The sequence below is a fragment of the Stieleria mannarensis genome (assembly GCF_014154935.1).
GTDB classification, from domain to species: Bacteria; Planctomycetota; Planctomycetia; order Pirellulales; family Pirellulaceae; genus Stieleria; species Stieleria mannarensis.
The window spans coordinates 117,257-132,484 of record NZ_JACEHH010000005.1 but is presented as its reverse complement, the minus strand read 5'-3'; the positions used below and the strand labels follow the sequence as shown (position 1 = coordinate 132,484).

9 protein-coding genes are annotated in these 15,228 nt (G+C 59.3%); 3 read left to right on the top strand and 6 right to left on the bottom strand.

Annotated features, from left to right (window positions below; all coding sequences use genetic code 11):
- Nucleotides 1–189: 189 nt before the first annotated feature.
- The gene (locus H1B37_RS05175; protein ID WP_182865567.1) at nt 190–1,521 is read left to right on the top strand and encodes a 3-keto-disaccharide hydrolase; all 1,332 of its coding nucleotides are present in this window, start codon (nt 190–192) and stop codon (nt 1,519–1,521) included.
- 570 nt (nt 1,522–2,091) lie between these two features.
- On the opposite strand, the gene mdoH is transcribed toward H1B37_RS05175, so the two are convergent.
- A complete protein-coding gene (mdoH, locus tag H1B37_RS05170; protein ID WP_182865565.1) occupies nt 2,092–4,074 on the bottom strand; it encodes a glucans biosynthesis glucosyltransferase MdoH in 1,983 nt (660 codons plus the stop codon).
- 3 nt (nt 4,075–4,077) lie between these two features.
- Entirely contained in the window at nt 4,078–4,485 is a 408-nt protein-coding gene (locus H1B37_RS05165; RefSeq protein ID WP_182865562.1) for a hypothetical protein, read from the bottom strand.
- Between the two features lie 723 nt (nt 4,486–5,208).
- Here H1B37_RS05165 and H1B37_RS05160 point away from each other — a divergent pair.
- Nucleotides 5,209–6,786: a glucan biosynthesis protein gene (locus H1B37_RS05160; RefSeq protein ID WP_182865560.1), complete on the top strand. Its 1,578-nt coding sequence runs from the start codon at nt 5,209–5,211 to the stop codon at nt 6,784–6,786.
- Between the two features lie 179 nt (nt 6,787–6,965).
- Here the strand turns inward: H1B37_RS05160 and H1B37_RS05155 are convergent, their stop codons facing one another.
- Complete coding sequence (locus tag H1B37_RS05155) at nt 6,966–7,811, bottom strand: hypothetical protein (protein ID WP_182865559.1); 846 nt, start codon at nt 7,809–7,811, stop codon at nt 6,966–6,968.
- A gap of 588 nt (nt 7,812–8,399) precedes the next feature.
- On the opposite strand from H1B37_RS05155, the gene H1B37_RS05150 reads away from it, so the two are divergent.
- Nucleotides 8,400–9,764: a hypothetical protein gene (locus tag H1B37_RS05150; protein WP_182865558.1), complete on the top strand. Its 1,365-nt coding sequence runs from the start codon at nt 8,400–8,402 to the stop codon at nt 9,762–9,764.
- Between the two features lie 39 nt (nt 9,765–9,803).
- On the opposite strand, the gene H1B37_RS05145 is transcribed toward H1B37_RS05150, so the two are convergent.
- Genes H1B37_RS05145 through H1B37_RS05135 form a run of 3 tightly spaced genes read right to left on the bottom strand, consistent with a single transcriptional unit; the run spans nt 9,804 to nt 14,931 of the window.
- Complete coding sequence (locus H1B37_RS05145; protein WP_182865557.1) at nt 9,804–11,018, bottom strand: hypothetical protein; 1,215 nt, start codon at nt 11,016–11,018, stop codon at nt 9,804–9,806.
- Nucleotides 11,019–11,065: 47 nt separating this feature from the next.
- Nucleotides 11,066–14,479, bottom strand: coding sequence for a M56 family metallopeptidase (locus H1B37_RS05140; RefSeq protein ID WP_182865556.1), 3,414 nt, complete (start codon nt 14,477–14,479; stop codon nt 11,066–11,068).
- Nucleotides 14,476–14,931 carry a BlaI/MecI/CopY family transcriptional regulator gene (locus H1B37_RS05135; RefSeq protein ID WP_182865555.1) on the bottom strand — a complete coding sequence of 152 codons (456 nt, stop codon included), beginning with the start codon at nt 14,929–14,931 and terminating at the stop codon, nt 14,476–14,478. Before H1B37_RS05135 ends, H1B37_RS05140 begins: the two co-directional genes overlap by 4 nt.
- Nucleotides 14,932–15,228: the final 297 nt, after the last annotated feature.

Below are 15,228 nucleotides of genomic sequence, written 5' to 3'. Positions count from 1 at the left end.
GGCTATCCTTCCCGCCCCCAATGGTATTTTTCTGTGGCGAAGTGGCCCCGCCGTACGGCGCGAATTAGACTCTCTGCTGCGGTCTGACGATGCGCCCCCCCCTTTCTCGGGTGTCGCGTGCGACATGCCGCCGATTCCCCCGCTTCGGTTTCCCGAACTGGCCCAGTGTCCCCCATGTCATTGCCCCCCATGTCATTGCATCTCCACACGTTTGGTCGCCGCTCCGCTCCGGTCTTCTTTGCCGCGGCACTGCTGCTGATTTCCGCCCCGAGTTTTGCCCAAGAACCGACGATCATTCCTGGCAAAGGCCCGGCGTACACGGTGCCGCCGACCGACGAGCCGAATTATCCGTTGATGGGTGAATTTGCCGGGCAAATCCGAGTTCAGGGCGAGAAGAAGAAACAAACCGTGGCGCTGCAGATCCGTCCCGTCGCCGGCGACCAGTTCCACGCGATCGCCTTCTACGGTGCCCTGCCGGGAGAACCCCAGCACGAGAGCGAAGAAATGCGGCTGATCGGGCTGAGGGCTAAAGAGAGCCTGGTACTTTCGGGCGGCCCCTGGGCGATCTTCGTCGACTCCAAAGGCTGCAACCTCGTCAGCTCGAGCGGCAAACTGCTCGGCCGACTTAAACGCGTCCACCGCGTCAGCCCCACCTTGGGTGCAAAAGCGCCCGAGGGGGCCACGGTCTTGTTTGACGGCACAGGCGTCGATCATTTCGTCGGTGCGGAAATGACCGAGGACGGGTTGCTCAAAGAGGGCGCGCTGATTTCTCCGATGTTCCAGGACTTCAACCTGCACGTCGAGTTTCGACTGCCCTACATGCCGCAAGCCGAAGGCCAGCAACGTGGCAATAGCGGGCTGTACCTGCAAAGCCGCTACGAGTGCCAGGTCCTCGATTCATTCGGCACCGAAAAAATGTTTAACGGACTCGGGGCGCTCTACCGCATGAAAGCCCCCGATGTGAACATGGCCTTTCCGCCGCTGGTCTGGCAAACCTATGACGTCCATTTCACCGCGCCACGCTGGGCGTCGGACGGCAAGAAGATTCGCAACGCTCGGGTGACCAGCTGGGTCAACGGCGTCAAAGTCCAAGACGACATCGAACTGCCGAGTAAAACCGGCGCCGGAAAGGCCGAGGAGCCGACGCTGTCGCCGATCAACATCCAAGACCACGGCGACCCGGTCCGGTTCCGCAACATCTGGATCGTCGACCGCGGCATCACCACCGCCAAGTTCCCGGTGATCGCGACAAAGAAACAGCGTCAAGAAGCCGCCAAACTGGAATGGAACGAAAAGCCAGAAGCGGCCAAAGAACAGGCTGAATCGGCCAAGGATTCAGAGCCAGCCAAGCAGTCGGAATCCAAAGCGACGTCCGAGAAAGCAGCGACGTCTGAAAAGAAGGATGATGCGGAATCAAAGCCGGCTGCCGAGAAAAAGGCATCCGAAGCTCCGGCGGCGAAACCCGCCAGCGATCCACAGGAGAAGCCCGCGAAGAAGAACGCTGAGCCACAGCAAAACTAGCGGCCCATGATGCAGAGGTCGTCGCGCGGTGGCTTGCCCACCACAACGACCTTGCCCGGAGATTGATTGGTCAAAAAATTGATTGGTCAAAAAATTGATTGGTCAAAAAATTGATTGGTCAAAAAATGGTGTGGGCTGGATGTTTCATTTTTTGACCACCCCATTTTTTGACCAACCGTTTCACCCCCCTCTGTTTCTCACCGCTGATACCGTTCAGGTCGCCTCCGTGTTCCCCAAGCCAAACTCATCGCCTGGGGGATGATCAACCCGATGGTCATCGCCGCGGCAATCTTCCCCGCTGGGAAAGCATTCAACGGACGTGACGGGGCAACTGCCCTGGAAACCAATTCGAGCGAATCGCCTCGCCAGGGACGGGGATGCAACGGAGTTCAGCGACCACGAGTATGTTAATCGATGCTCCAGCCCCCCGCACCTGTTTCGTCGCTCGGCACGCGATCAACGCCTCCGAATCAAAGTCTCCGATTCGCGTGGCAACAACCAATGCTGAACGTCTGTGTCGAAAGCATTGCTGAAACAGACGGTGTCGATCCGCGCCGCTCCGGCAAGCCGCTACCGAACCCAGGCTTCAAGGTGCAACTGTTGAAAAACCTGGCTGTCCTGCAGGATCGCGCGACGCAAGCTGGGCGGAATGGCATGGGCGCCGTCTGACATCAGCACGGCTTTGGCCTCGCAAACGTCAGCCGGATTCATCGCGATGATGGCGTTGCTCGCATCCTGGATTCTGCCATGCAAAACATTCAGCGCGGGATCCAACAAGAACTGTTCAAACAGTGGCCGACGATCGATCCGGTGGCGAACCGACTCGCCGCGGCGCAACGCGCTCTGGTGATATCGAATCACCTGGGCAGGTGTCTGCTCCTCAGCGATCAGCAGCAACCCCCAGGCTCGCAACCCCTGCCCCAGCGTCACGCTGCTGGCCAGCTTGGCGATCGGAATGGACAACAGCAGTCCGCCGGTCATTGGCGAAAACCATGGCAACAACGACGGCATCGCCCAGGCGATCAAGGCCAGAGAGGTGATGCCAAACAGCGTGAACCCCGCGAACTGCCTTGCAGCCTCACGCCACGTCAACACATGCTCATCTCGCTGCTGTGTCGACCAGCGAACGTTCACGCCCGAAAGGGCGGCAAGGACGAACCAGGAGTGAAAGCACGCCATGATGGGCGACAGCAGGACCGACGCAACGGTTTCGATCAGTACACTCAACGCATGTGCGATCCGGCCGTCGGCCGCGCGTGACGGATGTCGGATCACCAGCAAGACGCTCCATAGTTTCGGCAATAACAGGAACGCCATCGACACTGCGAACAGAGCCAACGCGATCTTGCTTGCGGAACTGAAAACGGTCGTTGCATCGGATGCACTGTGTCGCTCGACCGCGGCACCGACAATGCATAAGAAGGTGAATGCGATCCAAAGGGGAGCGGTGGCGAACGCCAGCACGCCACTGGCAAAGTGAAACCGACTGAGCGCACGGAAACCTTCGGCTGCCACCAACTTGGTGTGCTGAAGATTTCCCTGGCACCAGCGTTGGTCGCGAATGGCATAGTCCGCCAGCGTCGTCGGGCATTCTTCGTAACTGCCGCCCAGGTCGGTCGCCAGTTGCACCTTGTATCCGGCACGCAACATCAAGGCCGCTTCAACGAAATCATGGCTCAGGATCTCACCACCCAGCGGGGCCTTGCCGGGCAAGACCGGAAGATCGCAATGATCCAGGAATGCCTGAACGCGGATGATCGCATTGTGTCCCCAGTAATTCCCTTCATCACCGGCCCACAACGAGAACCCCTGAACATAGATCGGCCCGTAGGCTTGTGCGGCGAACTGTTGTAGCCGCGCGAACAACGAGTTTCTGCCGACCGGGGTGGGAGGAACCTGCAGAATGCCGATTTTGGAATCCTGCGAGATACGCGACACCATTTCGATCATCGTCGACGCGGACATCAGACTGTCGGCATCCAGAACAATCATGAACGGGTAGCCCTGTCCCCAACGCTCACAAAAATCTGCGATGTTGCCTGCCTTGCGGGCAACATTGCGCGGGCGACGTCGATAGAAAACCTTGCCCGTTCCTCCTAGTTCTTCGCTCAATCGCGCCCACGCGACTTCTTCCTGCAACCAGACTTCCGGGTCGGTGGTATCGCTGAGCACGTAAAAGTCGAAGGCGGAAGCCGCGTCGTGATCGGCCAGATCTTGGATCATCGCCTGGATCCCCGCAAAGACACGCTCCGGTGACTCGTTGTAGACGGGCACAAGAACCGCCGTCCGCGCTGTCGTCAAAGACTCACGTTGATGTGATGCCTCCCCACCCCGGTGACCCGCCAGCACAAGACTCGCAGCCCCCACGGTTGCCAGGCAAAACGAAAACGTAATCCAAGCGAACAACAACGCGAACAGCGGAACGGTCAACATTTCGACCCACTGAATCCCGCCCCCGCCGCGAATGACGACGAAGTAGCAGTTCGTCGCGATCACGGTGGCAACCAACGTCACCATGATCACGATACCGCGAAAAAGATGTGTACGGTCCATCACTTATTCGTCCGTGAGAGAGGGGCGGACGGATGCTGCCAGGCGTGTGATGCCACTTTGCTTGAATCGCTGCGTCGCCAACCCGGCCCAGAAGCCCGGTCGCAGCCACCGAACGGCATGGACCGCCTGCGCCTCGGCCATCGTCGTGGGCTTCTCCAGCGGTACCACGCTCGGAAACACAGCCGCTGCAATGGCATCAACCCTCTCGGCGGCCACCCCCAGCGCACTCCGTTTGAATTCGATTGCAGTGACCAACTGGCAATCGCCGAGTCGACGTTCGACGTGCGCAACGACACGCTCCGCTTCTCGATCGATCACGTCCGCCTTCACCGTTCGGCTTTCACGCAAGTAGCGTTGAACCAAACGCAACGTCTCCTCGCGATGCTCCGATCGCACTGCAGGCGTGTTCACCGCAGGTGGACGTGTGGATACAAACGATGAAACCGAGAGATCAGGCGTCCAGACGGGCGCCGTGGAATTGTCCAATGACATGGATACGCTTTTCTGGTTGAGAGAAGGGGCTACACCGCACTCGGTCCGTTACCGACCAAGTGAAAGCGGAGATAGCTTCGGTTGATAAGACGGTTCAAACGCTGTACCGAATCTCTTGGGCAATTCCAGAATTCCGTCGGTCGGATGGAACCAAAATTTGCTGCCAATGACCCCGAATGGGATTAGCGTGAATCGAAGCACCGTTGAAAGACAAGGACGGGGGAAACTTGAGTTCACGCTTCAACACAGCGTTCGGCTCCCGCGGGAGCCTTTTCATGAAAGTCACATGCGCGGTGGAAACAATTGATGTCAACGGCAAGAAAATCGAGCAGCCGTTGCGCGATTTCCGATCAGCATGAATAATCGCGACGAAGTCTTTATCGATTGAGACCCTTTGGGGTGCCGTTTGATCACGTAGTCGGCCGGTGATGTCGGGATGATCGCGATTGAATCAGGGAATCACATTTCCGATGGCACCGAGTCTTTGATGGCACGGAAACTGCAACCGCGCATGCCATCGCCAGCGTACGTACCCCATCGTTTTGCAACGCACGCATTTTTAGTCTGCTGATGGACGTTCCTTCGCTGGCTCGTGTTTCACTTCTTCTCTGGTCGTCTCAATTCCTGCGTAGGAGTCTTTCGGTGGATCTTTCGCAATGTTCCTCATTCGCCCTGGCCGTCGCGGTGATGCTCGGCGGCTTCGCCTGCCGATGCTCCGCACGTGATCCGCTTTCGACGATCCGTTGTTTCGGTGACCTTCAACAACTGGCTCGCCAGCGATCAACTCAACCGGCCCCGCCACGAACCACGTTGCCCGCGGCGCTGGCCGATCTGCCCTACGAGCAGTACGAGCGGATCGCGTACAAGCCCGAACTTGCGATCTGGCGCGAGAGTCGTCGGACTTATTTTGAGACCTTCCATCGGGGGTTTGTCCAGCGCGACAAGGTGCGTGTGTTTGCAATCACACCAGCAGGCAGCGCTGAAGTCCCGTTCCAGAAATCCAACTTCACGTATGGCGAGCAACTCGATCCCACTTTGATTGACGACGATGCGGGACACGCCGGGATCAAGCTGATCAGCATGCTGGACGGCATGCCGGGCGGGCAAGAGTTGTTGACGTTTCTCGGCGCGAGCTACTTTCGGGGCCGGAGTGCCGAGACACGCTACGGTACCTCCGCTCGTGCGTTGGCGATCGACGTGGCGCTCAATAAGGACGAAGAGTTTCCATTCTTCCACGCGTTCTGGGTCATTCAACCGGACTCGCCGGAGTCAAAGGTGCAGGTCCTGGCACTGCTGGAAAGCCCCAGCGTGGTCGGCGCGTACCGGTTCACGTTCACGCCCGATCGCTGGGAGTCTCGGCTGGACGTCCGCAGCACGTTGCATTTTCGCAGGCCCGTGGAAAAGGTCGCCTTGGCTCCGCTGACGAGCATGTGGATGTGGGGCGACGGTCTCGCCGGGCCGCCCAAGGACAAGCGTCCGGCCTGCCACGACGCGGACGGATTGCTGATCCGTCAAGCGAACAAAGACGGACGGTCGGAATGGATCTGGCGCGCTTTCGCGCGGCAGAGCTATCCATCGGTCAGCCGAATTGACGTGGCGCAGCTTCGCGGATTCGGCTTGCTTCAACGCAATCGAGCGTTCTTCCATTTCGACGACCACAACGCCCGCTACGACCTGCGGCCCAGTGTTTGGGTCACGCCGAAAGAAACCTGGCGTGACGGAGTCATCGAATTGCTGGAGCTGCCCGGGGCCCACGAGGGTGTCGATAACATCGGCGCCTATTGGGTGCCGCGCAATCAGCCCCAACCGGGCACTCCGTTCAACCTGGACTACACGGTCGGCTTTTTTGCCGGCGATCATGGGGATCAGACCTACGTCGGCCGGGCCACCAATTTCAGTCTAAAACGTAGTGAATCAAACCATGATGTTGAGATCGCGATTCGTTTCGCTGGCACCGCAGTGGCCCAGATGTCAGCAACCTCCGGTGTCCACGTCGACGTCGAAACGATCCGTGCAACCGTGGTGAAGAAGTCGGCAAAGAGAACCGACACGGGAGATTGGATCGTCACGGTGACGCTGCGATTGACCGAAGACGCACCGGCAGAGATAAGTGTCCGACTACTCGACGCAGGCCGAGCACTCACCGAGCAATTTCGCTACCTCTGTCCGCCACGAACACCCCAGTTCGTCTACCCCGCCGTTTACACGCGTGAAGAATAGTCAGCGTTGGTGTCCACGCTTTAGCCGCCGACTCTCGCTGCTCGGGGCGTCGATTGTGTTTCTCTTGCATTTCACGTCGAGCGGCGTTGCGCGAAACAATTACAACACCAACCGCATCGCGGTTGCACGCCAACGGCGTGGCACAACAAAGCTTGGGGTCGCGGTGGCGCACCCCAAGATCAGACTTCAAGACTCGTCGCCAGCGCGGGCTTTCGTCGTCGTCGGTAGCTGGCGGCGGCGATGCTCACTAGCAGCACGGTGGTGGTGGCCGGCTCGGGGATGGCGGTGACTTGGCCGGACAGAACCAGGTTGTCGATGCCGAAGTCCTGGTCGCTCGTCGCACCTTCGCTGCCGTACAGTCGCAGCGCGATCGTGTTGACTCCGGCCACCGCTTGCACCCCGCTCAAGTCGATCGGACCGGTGTTCCAACGCCCGGTCGAAAAATCCTCGCCGGTTGATTCGGCCTCGGTATCGCCCGCCGCGCCGTGGTCGTGTGCCACGTTGGTAAGAAAGTCGGTGTCGCCGAGCAACCCGTCAACTGCAGGATCGCCGGCCGGATTGACGAACAGGGAATAGGTGACGCGGGCATCGTCGGTGTTCGCCCCACGCGTCTTCAAGGAGTCGAAACTGATCGATTGCAGATTCAGTCGGAATCCGACGTGAACGTTGACGTCGAAGTAAACGACTTGATTGGTGAACTCAAGTGATCGATCGTCATTCTCGTCGGTGCTGAATCCGAGCGCATCGTCGTAATCATCGGCGGCAAAACCAAGTGCCGCGGTGGGATCCAGGTTACGTGAAAATTGCAGGTCACTGACCGTCACCCCCGCGACCGAGGCGTTGTTGGAAAGGTTCAGTCCCGTGTTGAATCCGCTCGGATTGCTCGTCTCGGTGGTGTAGTCGTTGCCTTGAAATTCAAAGCGTGCGATGACATCGGCATCCAGCGCCTGACTCGACCCGAGTAAAAAACAAAACAGACAGGTCGGGAGGAATCGGTTGAGCGTTCGCCGGGATAGACGATTCACGGGACGCGAGTTGCATTGACGCAGCGGCATGACAGTTCCGCAGTACAAATAGGTGCGGTTGGAAAGTAAGGAGTGTCGCAGCGCCCCGGTCGACGTCAGGCACTATAGCGAATGGGAGACGCTTTCGCGCCGGGATGCACAATGGCTCGACACTCGGTGCGACGACCGGGCGCACCTTCCCGGCTGAGCGCTGGTCTCGAAGGTTGGGCACTGAGCCCGTCGATCGATGCGCCCCTCAATCTCTGGTTGCTGGAATGGCGCAAAAGTGAGAACCCACGGATGGCAAAGCGTCCCCACGGATGTCATCCAGCCTGGGATCCGTGGGGACGCTTTGCCATCCGTGGGCCGATTTTCCCAAGCAGCACATTGCAACCCGACGCGCCGGGACATGTGCCTTTACCGCACACGCAACAAAGTCTCTGAGCCGGACTCTCCGCCGCCGGTTTCAGAATCTTTCGCAGTTGAAATGACCACCCCGCTGTCGGAACGCGTCCGTGACAATTAATCTTGTGCGATGGCGCGGCCGGTGAAAACGCTCTGCAATGACGCAGGCCACCGGTTCGCTCGGTTCTTGAATCGAAAAAGTCGATGTCCAAACCAGACTCCCTGCCCGACTATGGACGCACGTTCCCGCTGTACGTGCCGCCGATCGACTGGTTTTTTCTGATCGACGACAGCCCCGAGTACACGATGTCGTTCTTCTTGGACCTGGATTTTTCCGGCCGATTGAACCAAGACATCTTTCAGGCGGCTCTGGACGAGGCGTTGTCACGCCATCCGTTGCTGTTCTGCGTCATCGAATTGGCCAAAAAAAATCGTCTGTGCTGGGTCCTGGCTCCCGACAAAGTCCCGCCGGTCGATTGGGCCGACGGCGACATGCCGATGGAGTTCAAGAACAACGGCTACATCGACATTCGAACCGAAACTGGCCTCCGCATCTGGGTCCGACAGTCGGCCGATTCGGCCCGTGTCACGATGCAATTTCACCATTCGGCCTGTGACGGCACCGGCGCCTACCGCTTCGTCGGCGACCTGCTGGGATGTTACATGAAGCGATTGTCCAGCTGTGAAGGAAAGGTCGAGCTTGGCAATTACGACAGTGCTCTTTTGAAAGTCCGCCGTTCGAAAATGCGCAGCATCCGCATCCATGACAGCGGCTTCAAGAAACTGAAGATCGCTCTCGCCGAAGGCTGGAATCACCTCCGTACGCGAACCGCCCCGCTGCGACCGCCGGCCTCGCCGCCCGACAAATTCGTCTTGCCGGGGATGGTCAAGCAGGAGTTTTCCGCCGGCGACCTGGCGACGCTGCGGACCGCCGCGACCTCCCAAGGCGGCACGCTGAACGACCTGTTCCTGTGCAAGATGTTTCAGGCGGCGCTGAAGTGGAACGGGCCAACGACCGGTTCACGCAAGATCCGGATGCTCGTTCCGGCCGACATGCGCGACGGACAAGACTTTGGGATCCCGGCGTGCAACATGACCGCCTGCACCTTCGTCACCAAGTCGGCCGCCGAGATCGAAGACGACAAGCGGCTGATGGACTCGGTCATCAAAGACACGTTGGCGCTCAAAAACGGCGCGCCCCAATCGGCTTTCGTCAATGCGCTGACGTCGGCCATGGAAGGATCGGTGATGCAAAAGCTGCTCAAGCACGGCGGCTGCCTGGCCACCGGCGTGTTTTCCAATGCCGGGGACCCTTCGCGTCGATTCACCGGCCGACTGCCCAAGCAACGCGGCAAGATCGCTTGTGATGAATTCACGCTCGAAGCGATCACCGGCGTGCCCCCGCTGCGCAAACACACCCGCAGCACGCTGTCGTCCAGCATCTACGGCCGCAAGCTGTGTTTTTCACTCCGCTGTGATCCGTATCTGTTTGGTGAAAGCGATACGAAAGAGCTGCTGGAATTGTTTTGCGACCAGCTCAAGCCGTTGACGCAGAAGGGTGTGGGATAGGCTTCCAGCCTGTCGATGCTGGAATGACAGGCTGGAAGCCTATCCCACTTCCCCCCCACGCTTTACTTCCTCTTCGCTGTTGATTCCCAGCGAATAGGCAAACCGCCCCAGCATGGCGGCGTACAGGAACGCGATGGCGACACAAATCGCTGCACCGACGCCCGCATAAATCGGCTCGGGCGGGGCGAAGAAAAAATACACCAGCGGCACGGTCAACGTCGCTCCGGCGGCAAAGTAAAACAGCCGTGATTCGCGTCGGGAGCGCTGAAAGCCACGAAACACATCCAACGAAACCGGCGCCATCACGGTCTGGTTGTCCAGGATCGACAGCACCACATACGGAAACACCAGGTGTGCCCCCAGCAACATCAAGCCCACCGTGACCAGGGTGTGGGTTGAAAACAACGTCGCCAAAAACAACGCCGGTGTCACCGAGCAAACCAGCGCCGCACCAACGATCAAGCACGACTCCAGCCACGCGTACAAGTCGATCGTCGGCCAGTCTTCCACGGTCCGGCTGCCGTTAGCGACGGCATCGACGATCGCCAATCCGCAGGTCATCGCCAGTGAAAACCCGATCGCCATCACGGGAAAGGTTGCGAATCCGAGTCGCGGCCGTGCGACCGTCGCCGCGACCGAAACCGCCAGCAGCGAAGCGATGGCAACCAGATGAATCACGACACCCGGATCGACGAACACCCTGGCGACCGATTTGATCCAGCTGTTCATCGCGTTTTCGGTGCGGCTAAGATCCTCCGCCTCCTGCTCCACCACCACTTCGGCCGACTTCATCAAGTTGTCGATCACCAGCCCGGCGTTTTCGGTGCGGCGCTCGAAGGGGTGGAGTTCGCTGCTGGGAAACGAATCCGGTAGTGTCGCCGATTGGGAAGCAGACGATGGCGATGTGACAAGCTTCTTCGGCGGCCGAGGGACCCTGACCCTGCTGTGACAATCATTGCAGCGCACCGTGCTGCCGACCTGACGGACGCTGACGTACTTGACGCTCTCGCACTTGGGACAACGCAGGCGAAATTGCTCCGGAACCTGCGACGTCTGCGGCGCGAAGTTCGCATCGGAAGGCGAATCCTCCAGCCCCAGCCAATCTTCGTCCTGATGATCGCCAGCGGAGTTCTCGGCGATCGGCGCGGTCAGAAACGGCTGCGAGCACGCGGGGCATCGCACCCGCCGACCGGCCTGACGTTCACGGACCGAAACACGGGCGTTGCATTTCGGACAGAGAACGATTTGTGCCATGGTCGCCGGTGGTGATCGCGTTCAAGGATGGCTCGCGTCATCCCCATTCACTGCTGCAGGCGTTCATCATACAGCATGATCGAACGGAGGATGGGCAACAGGTTGTCGCTCCGCCGAATCGTCCGCACCCGCTTGCCCGCCCGGTCGTAAATGATCGCCCCGATACCATCGGATTGGCCGTAACGTTCCGTCACACGTGCCTGCGGGTTATCGATCGCGATCGGGAAGTCATTCTTCTCCAACAGTCGTTTTGTCGCCGGGGAACCAGCTTGTTGAGAACTCACGACGCCCACAACGGCCAACCCCTGGTCACCATATATCTGGTGGCAGAGCTGTGTCTCCGTGAACTGTCCCGGGTGCCAGGCAAACGAAATCAAGACGAATTGCCCCCGAAGTGCGTCGACATCAAGACTTCGGCCATCGAACCAGTCGACTTGGCCGAACGGCTGGATCTCCAGAGGTGCCTCGCGATACGAAGAAACGGTTTCGAGCTGGGCGATTAAATCCGGCGACACTTCGATTTCGATAGGCGCGGCAGGCAGATTCGGGACTGTATACCAATCACTGCGTGTGACGGTACGATCACCAAAACGTGCGCGCGAGCTGCCTTCGACCGCCAACCCATATTCCAGTCCTTCACTGAGTCCGGCGAATCGGACAAACCCGTATTCATCGGTAAAATCTCGCAGCAACGTGGTTCGAAAGCTTGCTCTGGCCCGGCTGCCCAGGTTGCCAGAGTGGACACCAAGACCTACCGGGACACCGGATAATGTTTTGCCGGCGCTGTCACGCAGGACGCCGGTGAGGACGCCTTCGGGTGCCAGCCGAATCCGCAGTGTCTCCCCGTCGGTCGGAGCGGCGACGACACGGGAGAGTCGCTGCTGGGGATGAAACGCTTGAATCGTCCGCATCCGTCTGGACGGCTCGAGTTCGAAGTCGCCGTTTTCATCGGCGATGACCGGCGCGTCTCGAAGGCTGGGAACGATGATCGCGCCCGGAACTCCTTCTCCCGATGCGAGCACGACGCGTCCCCGAATCATGGGCTGCGGCTGGACGGACATCGGTTCGATCGAGATCGTTTTCGACGCCACGACGTTGACGGTCACGTCCATCTCGGATGCATTCCACATACCGGAACTCTGGTTGGCAGGTGAAACGAGATACTTGCCTTCGGGAAGTGTGCTTCGATACTGACCGTCGGTGTCCGTTCTGACCTGTCTGATCACGCGGTTGTCCTTGACGAACCCCACGCTGACATCGGGAACACCTTCGCCACTGGTCGGATGGACGACCGTTCCCTCGACGACTCCGGTCCGGTGCAACGTAAACGGCATCTCGGGCTCCGCCGGACGATAGAAATACCACGGCAACCCTTCAAGCGTCGGGTGTGCGATGTTGATTGTGGTGTGTCGGTCGCGCAGCCTCCCTTGCACCACACCGCTTGCATCGACATCGAATGTCAACACGCTGTGGCCGCCATCTTCCGAGACGGTGGCTTCGATCGTCGCCTGGTCGATCAGATCAGGGTCGCTTTCACTGGTAACGACAAAACGCACTTCATCACCTTTTTCAATCACCGCTCGGAGCGGTTCGGATCCGAACTCGACTTTCCATACCGGCGTCGCAGCGTATTGGGGATGTGACAGCCGCAAGTCGTAGTTGCGTGATCGATCGATCGACGGAATGGTCAGTCGCCCCGCGGCATTCGAGCGGGGCGATTCCAGATCGAAGGCTTCCCAGTCTTCTGGAAAGATGTAGAGATTGCTGACGTGATCGCCGTTGGTGTTGATTTTTTCCAGCAAGACATCCGAAACCGGTTCGCCTTGTTCGTTCACGACATCAATCACACAATCGTCCGCAGCCACCAACGACACATCGATGTTCTCCAGTTCGGTGAACGAATCCGGTTGCGAGAGATAGCGAGTCACGTTTTGCTGTCCGATCGCATATCCGGATGCATGGACGCGTATGGAGATGTAAGGCAGTTCAGACGAACCGACCGGCAGATCACCAAACCGATAGCGTCCCGATTTGTCGGTCTTTGAAGTGGTCCGATGGAGTTGGCGGTCTTCGCCGACGCGGTACACCAACAATACCGTCGCGTCGGCGATCGGTTGCCCTTCTGCGTTTTGCACTGTCCCCTGGATCGGCGTATCGGGTTGGGGCGACTCTGTTTTCGTCTCGATTGAATTGGAATCGGCTTCGTCTGTCTCTGCGGAAACGGCTTCGTCGGCCGGCTGATTCGTCGGCGTTTGAGGATTCTCGATCCCCCACGCCATCGACGCCAGACTGCCCAGGCCGACCGCGATGCAGGTCGCCATCGCCACGGCGATCCATCCACGCGTGGAAACCCGCGTCGATCGATTGCGACGGCGATCCAGAAGCGACGCGATGCGATGTTCCAGCTTCCACTGCGATGAAAACAGTCCGGCGACGACCATCGGTGCACCATGTCCGCTGCGTCGCTGGGCAATGCCCAACAAGGTTTGACTGTATTGCACCCCATCGGTGACCGCCAACACATGGTTGTCACAAACGTCCTCGCGGGCCTGGGCAAGCCGCCGATTGACGCGGTGGACCAGGGGATGCCACCAATACAGTGCCGCGGCCAAGTGCTGAAGCATCACGACCATCTGGTCACGCCGCGCGACATGCGCCAGCTCGTGAGTCAAGACCTCCAGCAATTGCTGTCGCGTTGCGTTTTCCGACAATTCAGCAGGCAAAACAATGCACGGACGCAGGATGCCGGTCGCCAAAGGTGTATCAACGCGGTCGGACGTCGAAAGTGCGATTCGGTGCTTGTCCGCGCCCAAGTGCTTGCAGACCTCGGTAAAAACATCCAACGCGCCGGAATCACAGACCGGTCGCGCGCTCTGCAGCAGGAAACGCACACGCAACAAGCTGACCGTCATCCGAATCAGCAAGACCAAGCTGCCAAGACACCACGTCGCCAAGGCAACCGGCGTCAGGGCATACAGCCAGTCCATCCATCGCGATTGAGTTTCAGCTGCCGATGTCACCGACAGCGCGTCGGCTTGTTGCGCTGGCGATGCGGACGGATTCGCTCGGCTTGCATCGTCCCTCAAGTCAGTCCTCTCGGTTGGCGATTCAGCGAGTGCTGCGATGATTGGCGAGTCGTCCGTTTGATCTGTAGCGTTGTCCGGCAAGATTTGATGCGGCGTGGGCTTTGGTTGCGTCGTCACAGCCGGTTCGACCGGTGCCGGTTCAGCCGCAGCCCGGGACGGGCCGGCCCAACTGACACGCAGCCACCCCGAATCCAATCGCTGCAACAACACGATCGAGATCGGCGCGGCCAAGATCAAGGCGATCGCCGCGACGTTGATCCAGTGACGCAGCGCCGCAAGCCGAGCGGCCGCCATGTCGAAACCGATTGCAACGCCCAGAATGACGGTGACGTGCAAAACGAGACCGCCCATCCAAGAAACATCAAAGACGCTCATGATTGTTTTCCCCGTCGTTTGCCGCGTTTGGAAGTTTTGTTTTCGGATTCACTCGGACCATCGCCCGAGTCGCGTTCGGCGTCCTGAATCATCTTTCGGATCCGCTGCGATTCCTCGCTGGTCAGACCGCGATACTCGATCAGCGCGTTCACCATGTCTTCGGGTGAACCGGCAAAGAAACGATCGATCAGCTGTGAAACCTTCACACCGAGCGATCGTTTTCGCTGCCGCACCGCGGAATAGACGAAGGTTCTGCCTTCGCTGCGGTGTTGCAGCCATCCCTTCTCTTCCAGCCGCACGATCATCGTCTGCACGGTGTTGCGGGCGACGGAGCGACCTTGGGCCTCCAATTGCTCACGCACCTGGCTGACGGTGGCTTCCCCGTGCTGCCAGAACACTTCCATCAATTCCCGCTGTACATCGGTCAACGGCGGCGGCTCGGCCCGGTTCATCGGTTCTCTCCTCGATCGGCAAGTTGACTACAGATTGTAGGCATTGTTGCCGACAGCATGTCGGCAATGCAAGAGAAAGTTGGGAAAAAAAGATGCCAGCGGGACGCGTCAGCGAGCGGCCTCCGGTCACTCCACGATGCCCCTTGCTCACGCGACGGGCTGGCAATCGCGACGGGCTGGCATGTTCGGCATGCGAGTTGCGTCCACGCCGTTTCCGATACCGATATCCACGCGCCCTGGCTCCCTTTCATCCACCGCGTCGCGATTCGGTCAAATGCCGACCATTTGAATCAAACC

Excerpts from the sequence above, each read along its gene's own strand:
- mdoH (WP_182865565.1), bottom strand. The coding sequence starts at position 4,074 with ATGGACCGTACACATCTTTTTCGCGGTATCGTGATCATGGTGACGTTG.
- H1B37_RS05140 (WP_182865556.1), bottom strand. The coding sequence starts at position 14,479 with ATGAGCGTCTTTGATGTTTCTTGGATGGGCGGTCTCGTTTTGCACGTC.
- H1B37_RS05135 (WP_182865555.1), bottom strand. The coding sequence starts at position 14,931 with ATGAACCGGGCCGAGCCGCCGCCGTTGACCGATGTACAGCGGGAATTG.
- H1B37_RS05145 (WP_182865557.1), bottom strand. The coding sequence starts at position 11,018 with ATGGCACAAATCGTTCTCTGTCCGAAATGCAACGCCCGTGTTTCGGTC.
- H1B37_RS05175 (WP_182865567.1), top strand. The coding sequence starts at position 190 with ATGTCATTGCATCTCCACACGTTTGGTCGCCGCTCCGCTCCGGTCTTC.
- H1B37_RS05150 (WP_182865558.1), top strand. The coding sequence starts at position 8,400 with ATGTCCAAACCAGACTCCCTGCCCGACTATGGACGCACGTTCCCGCTG.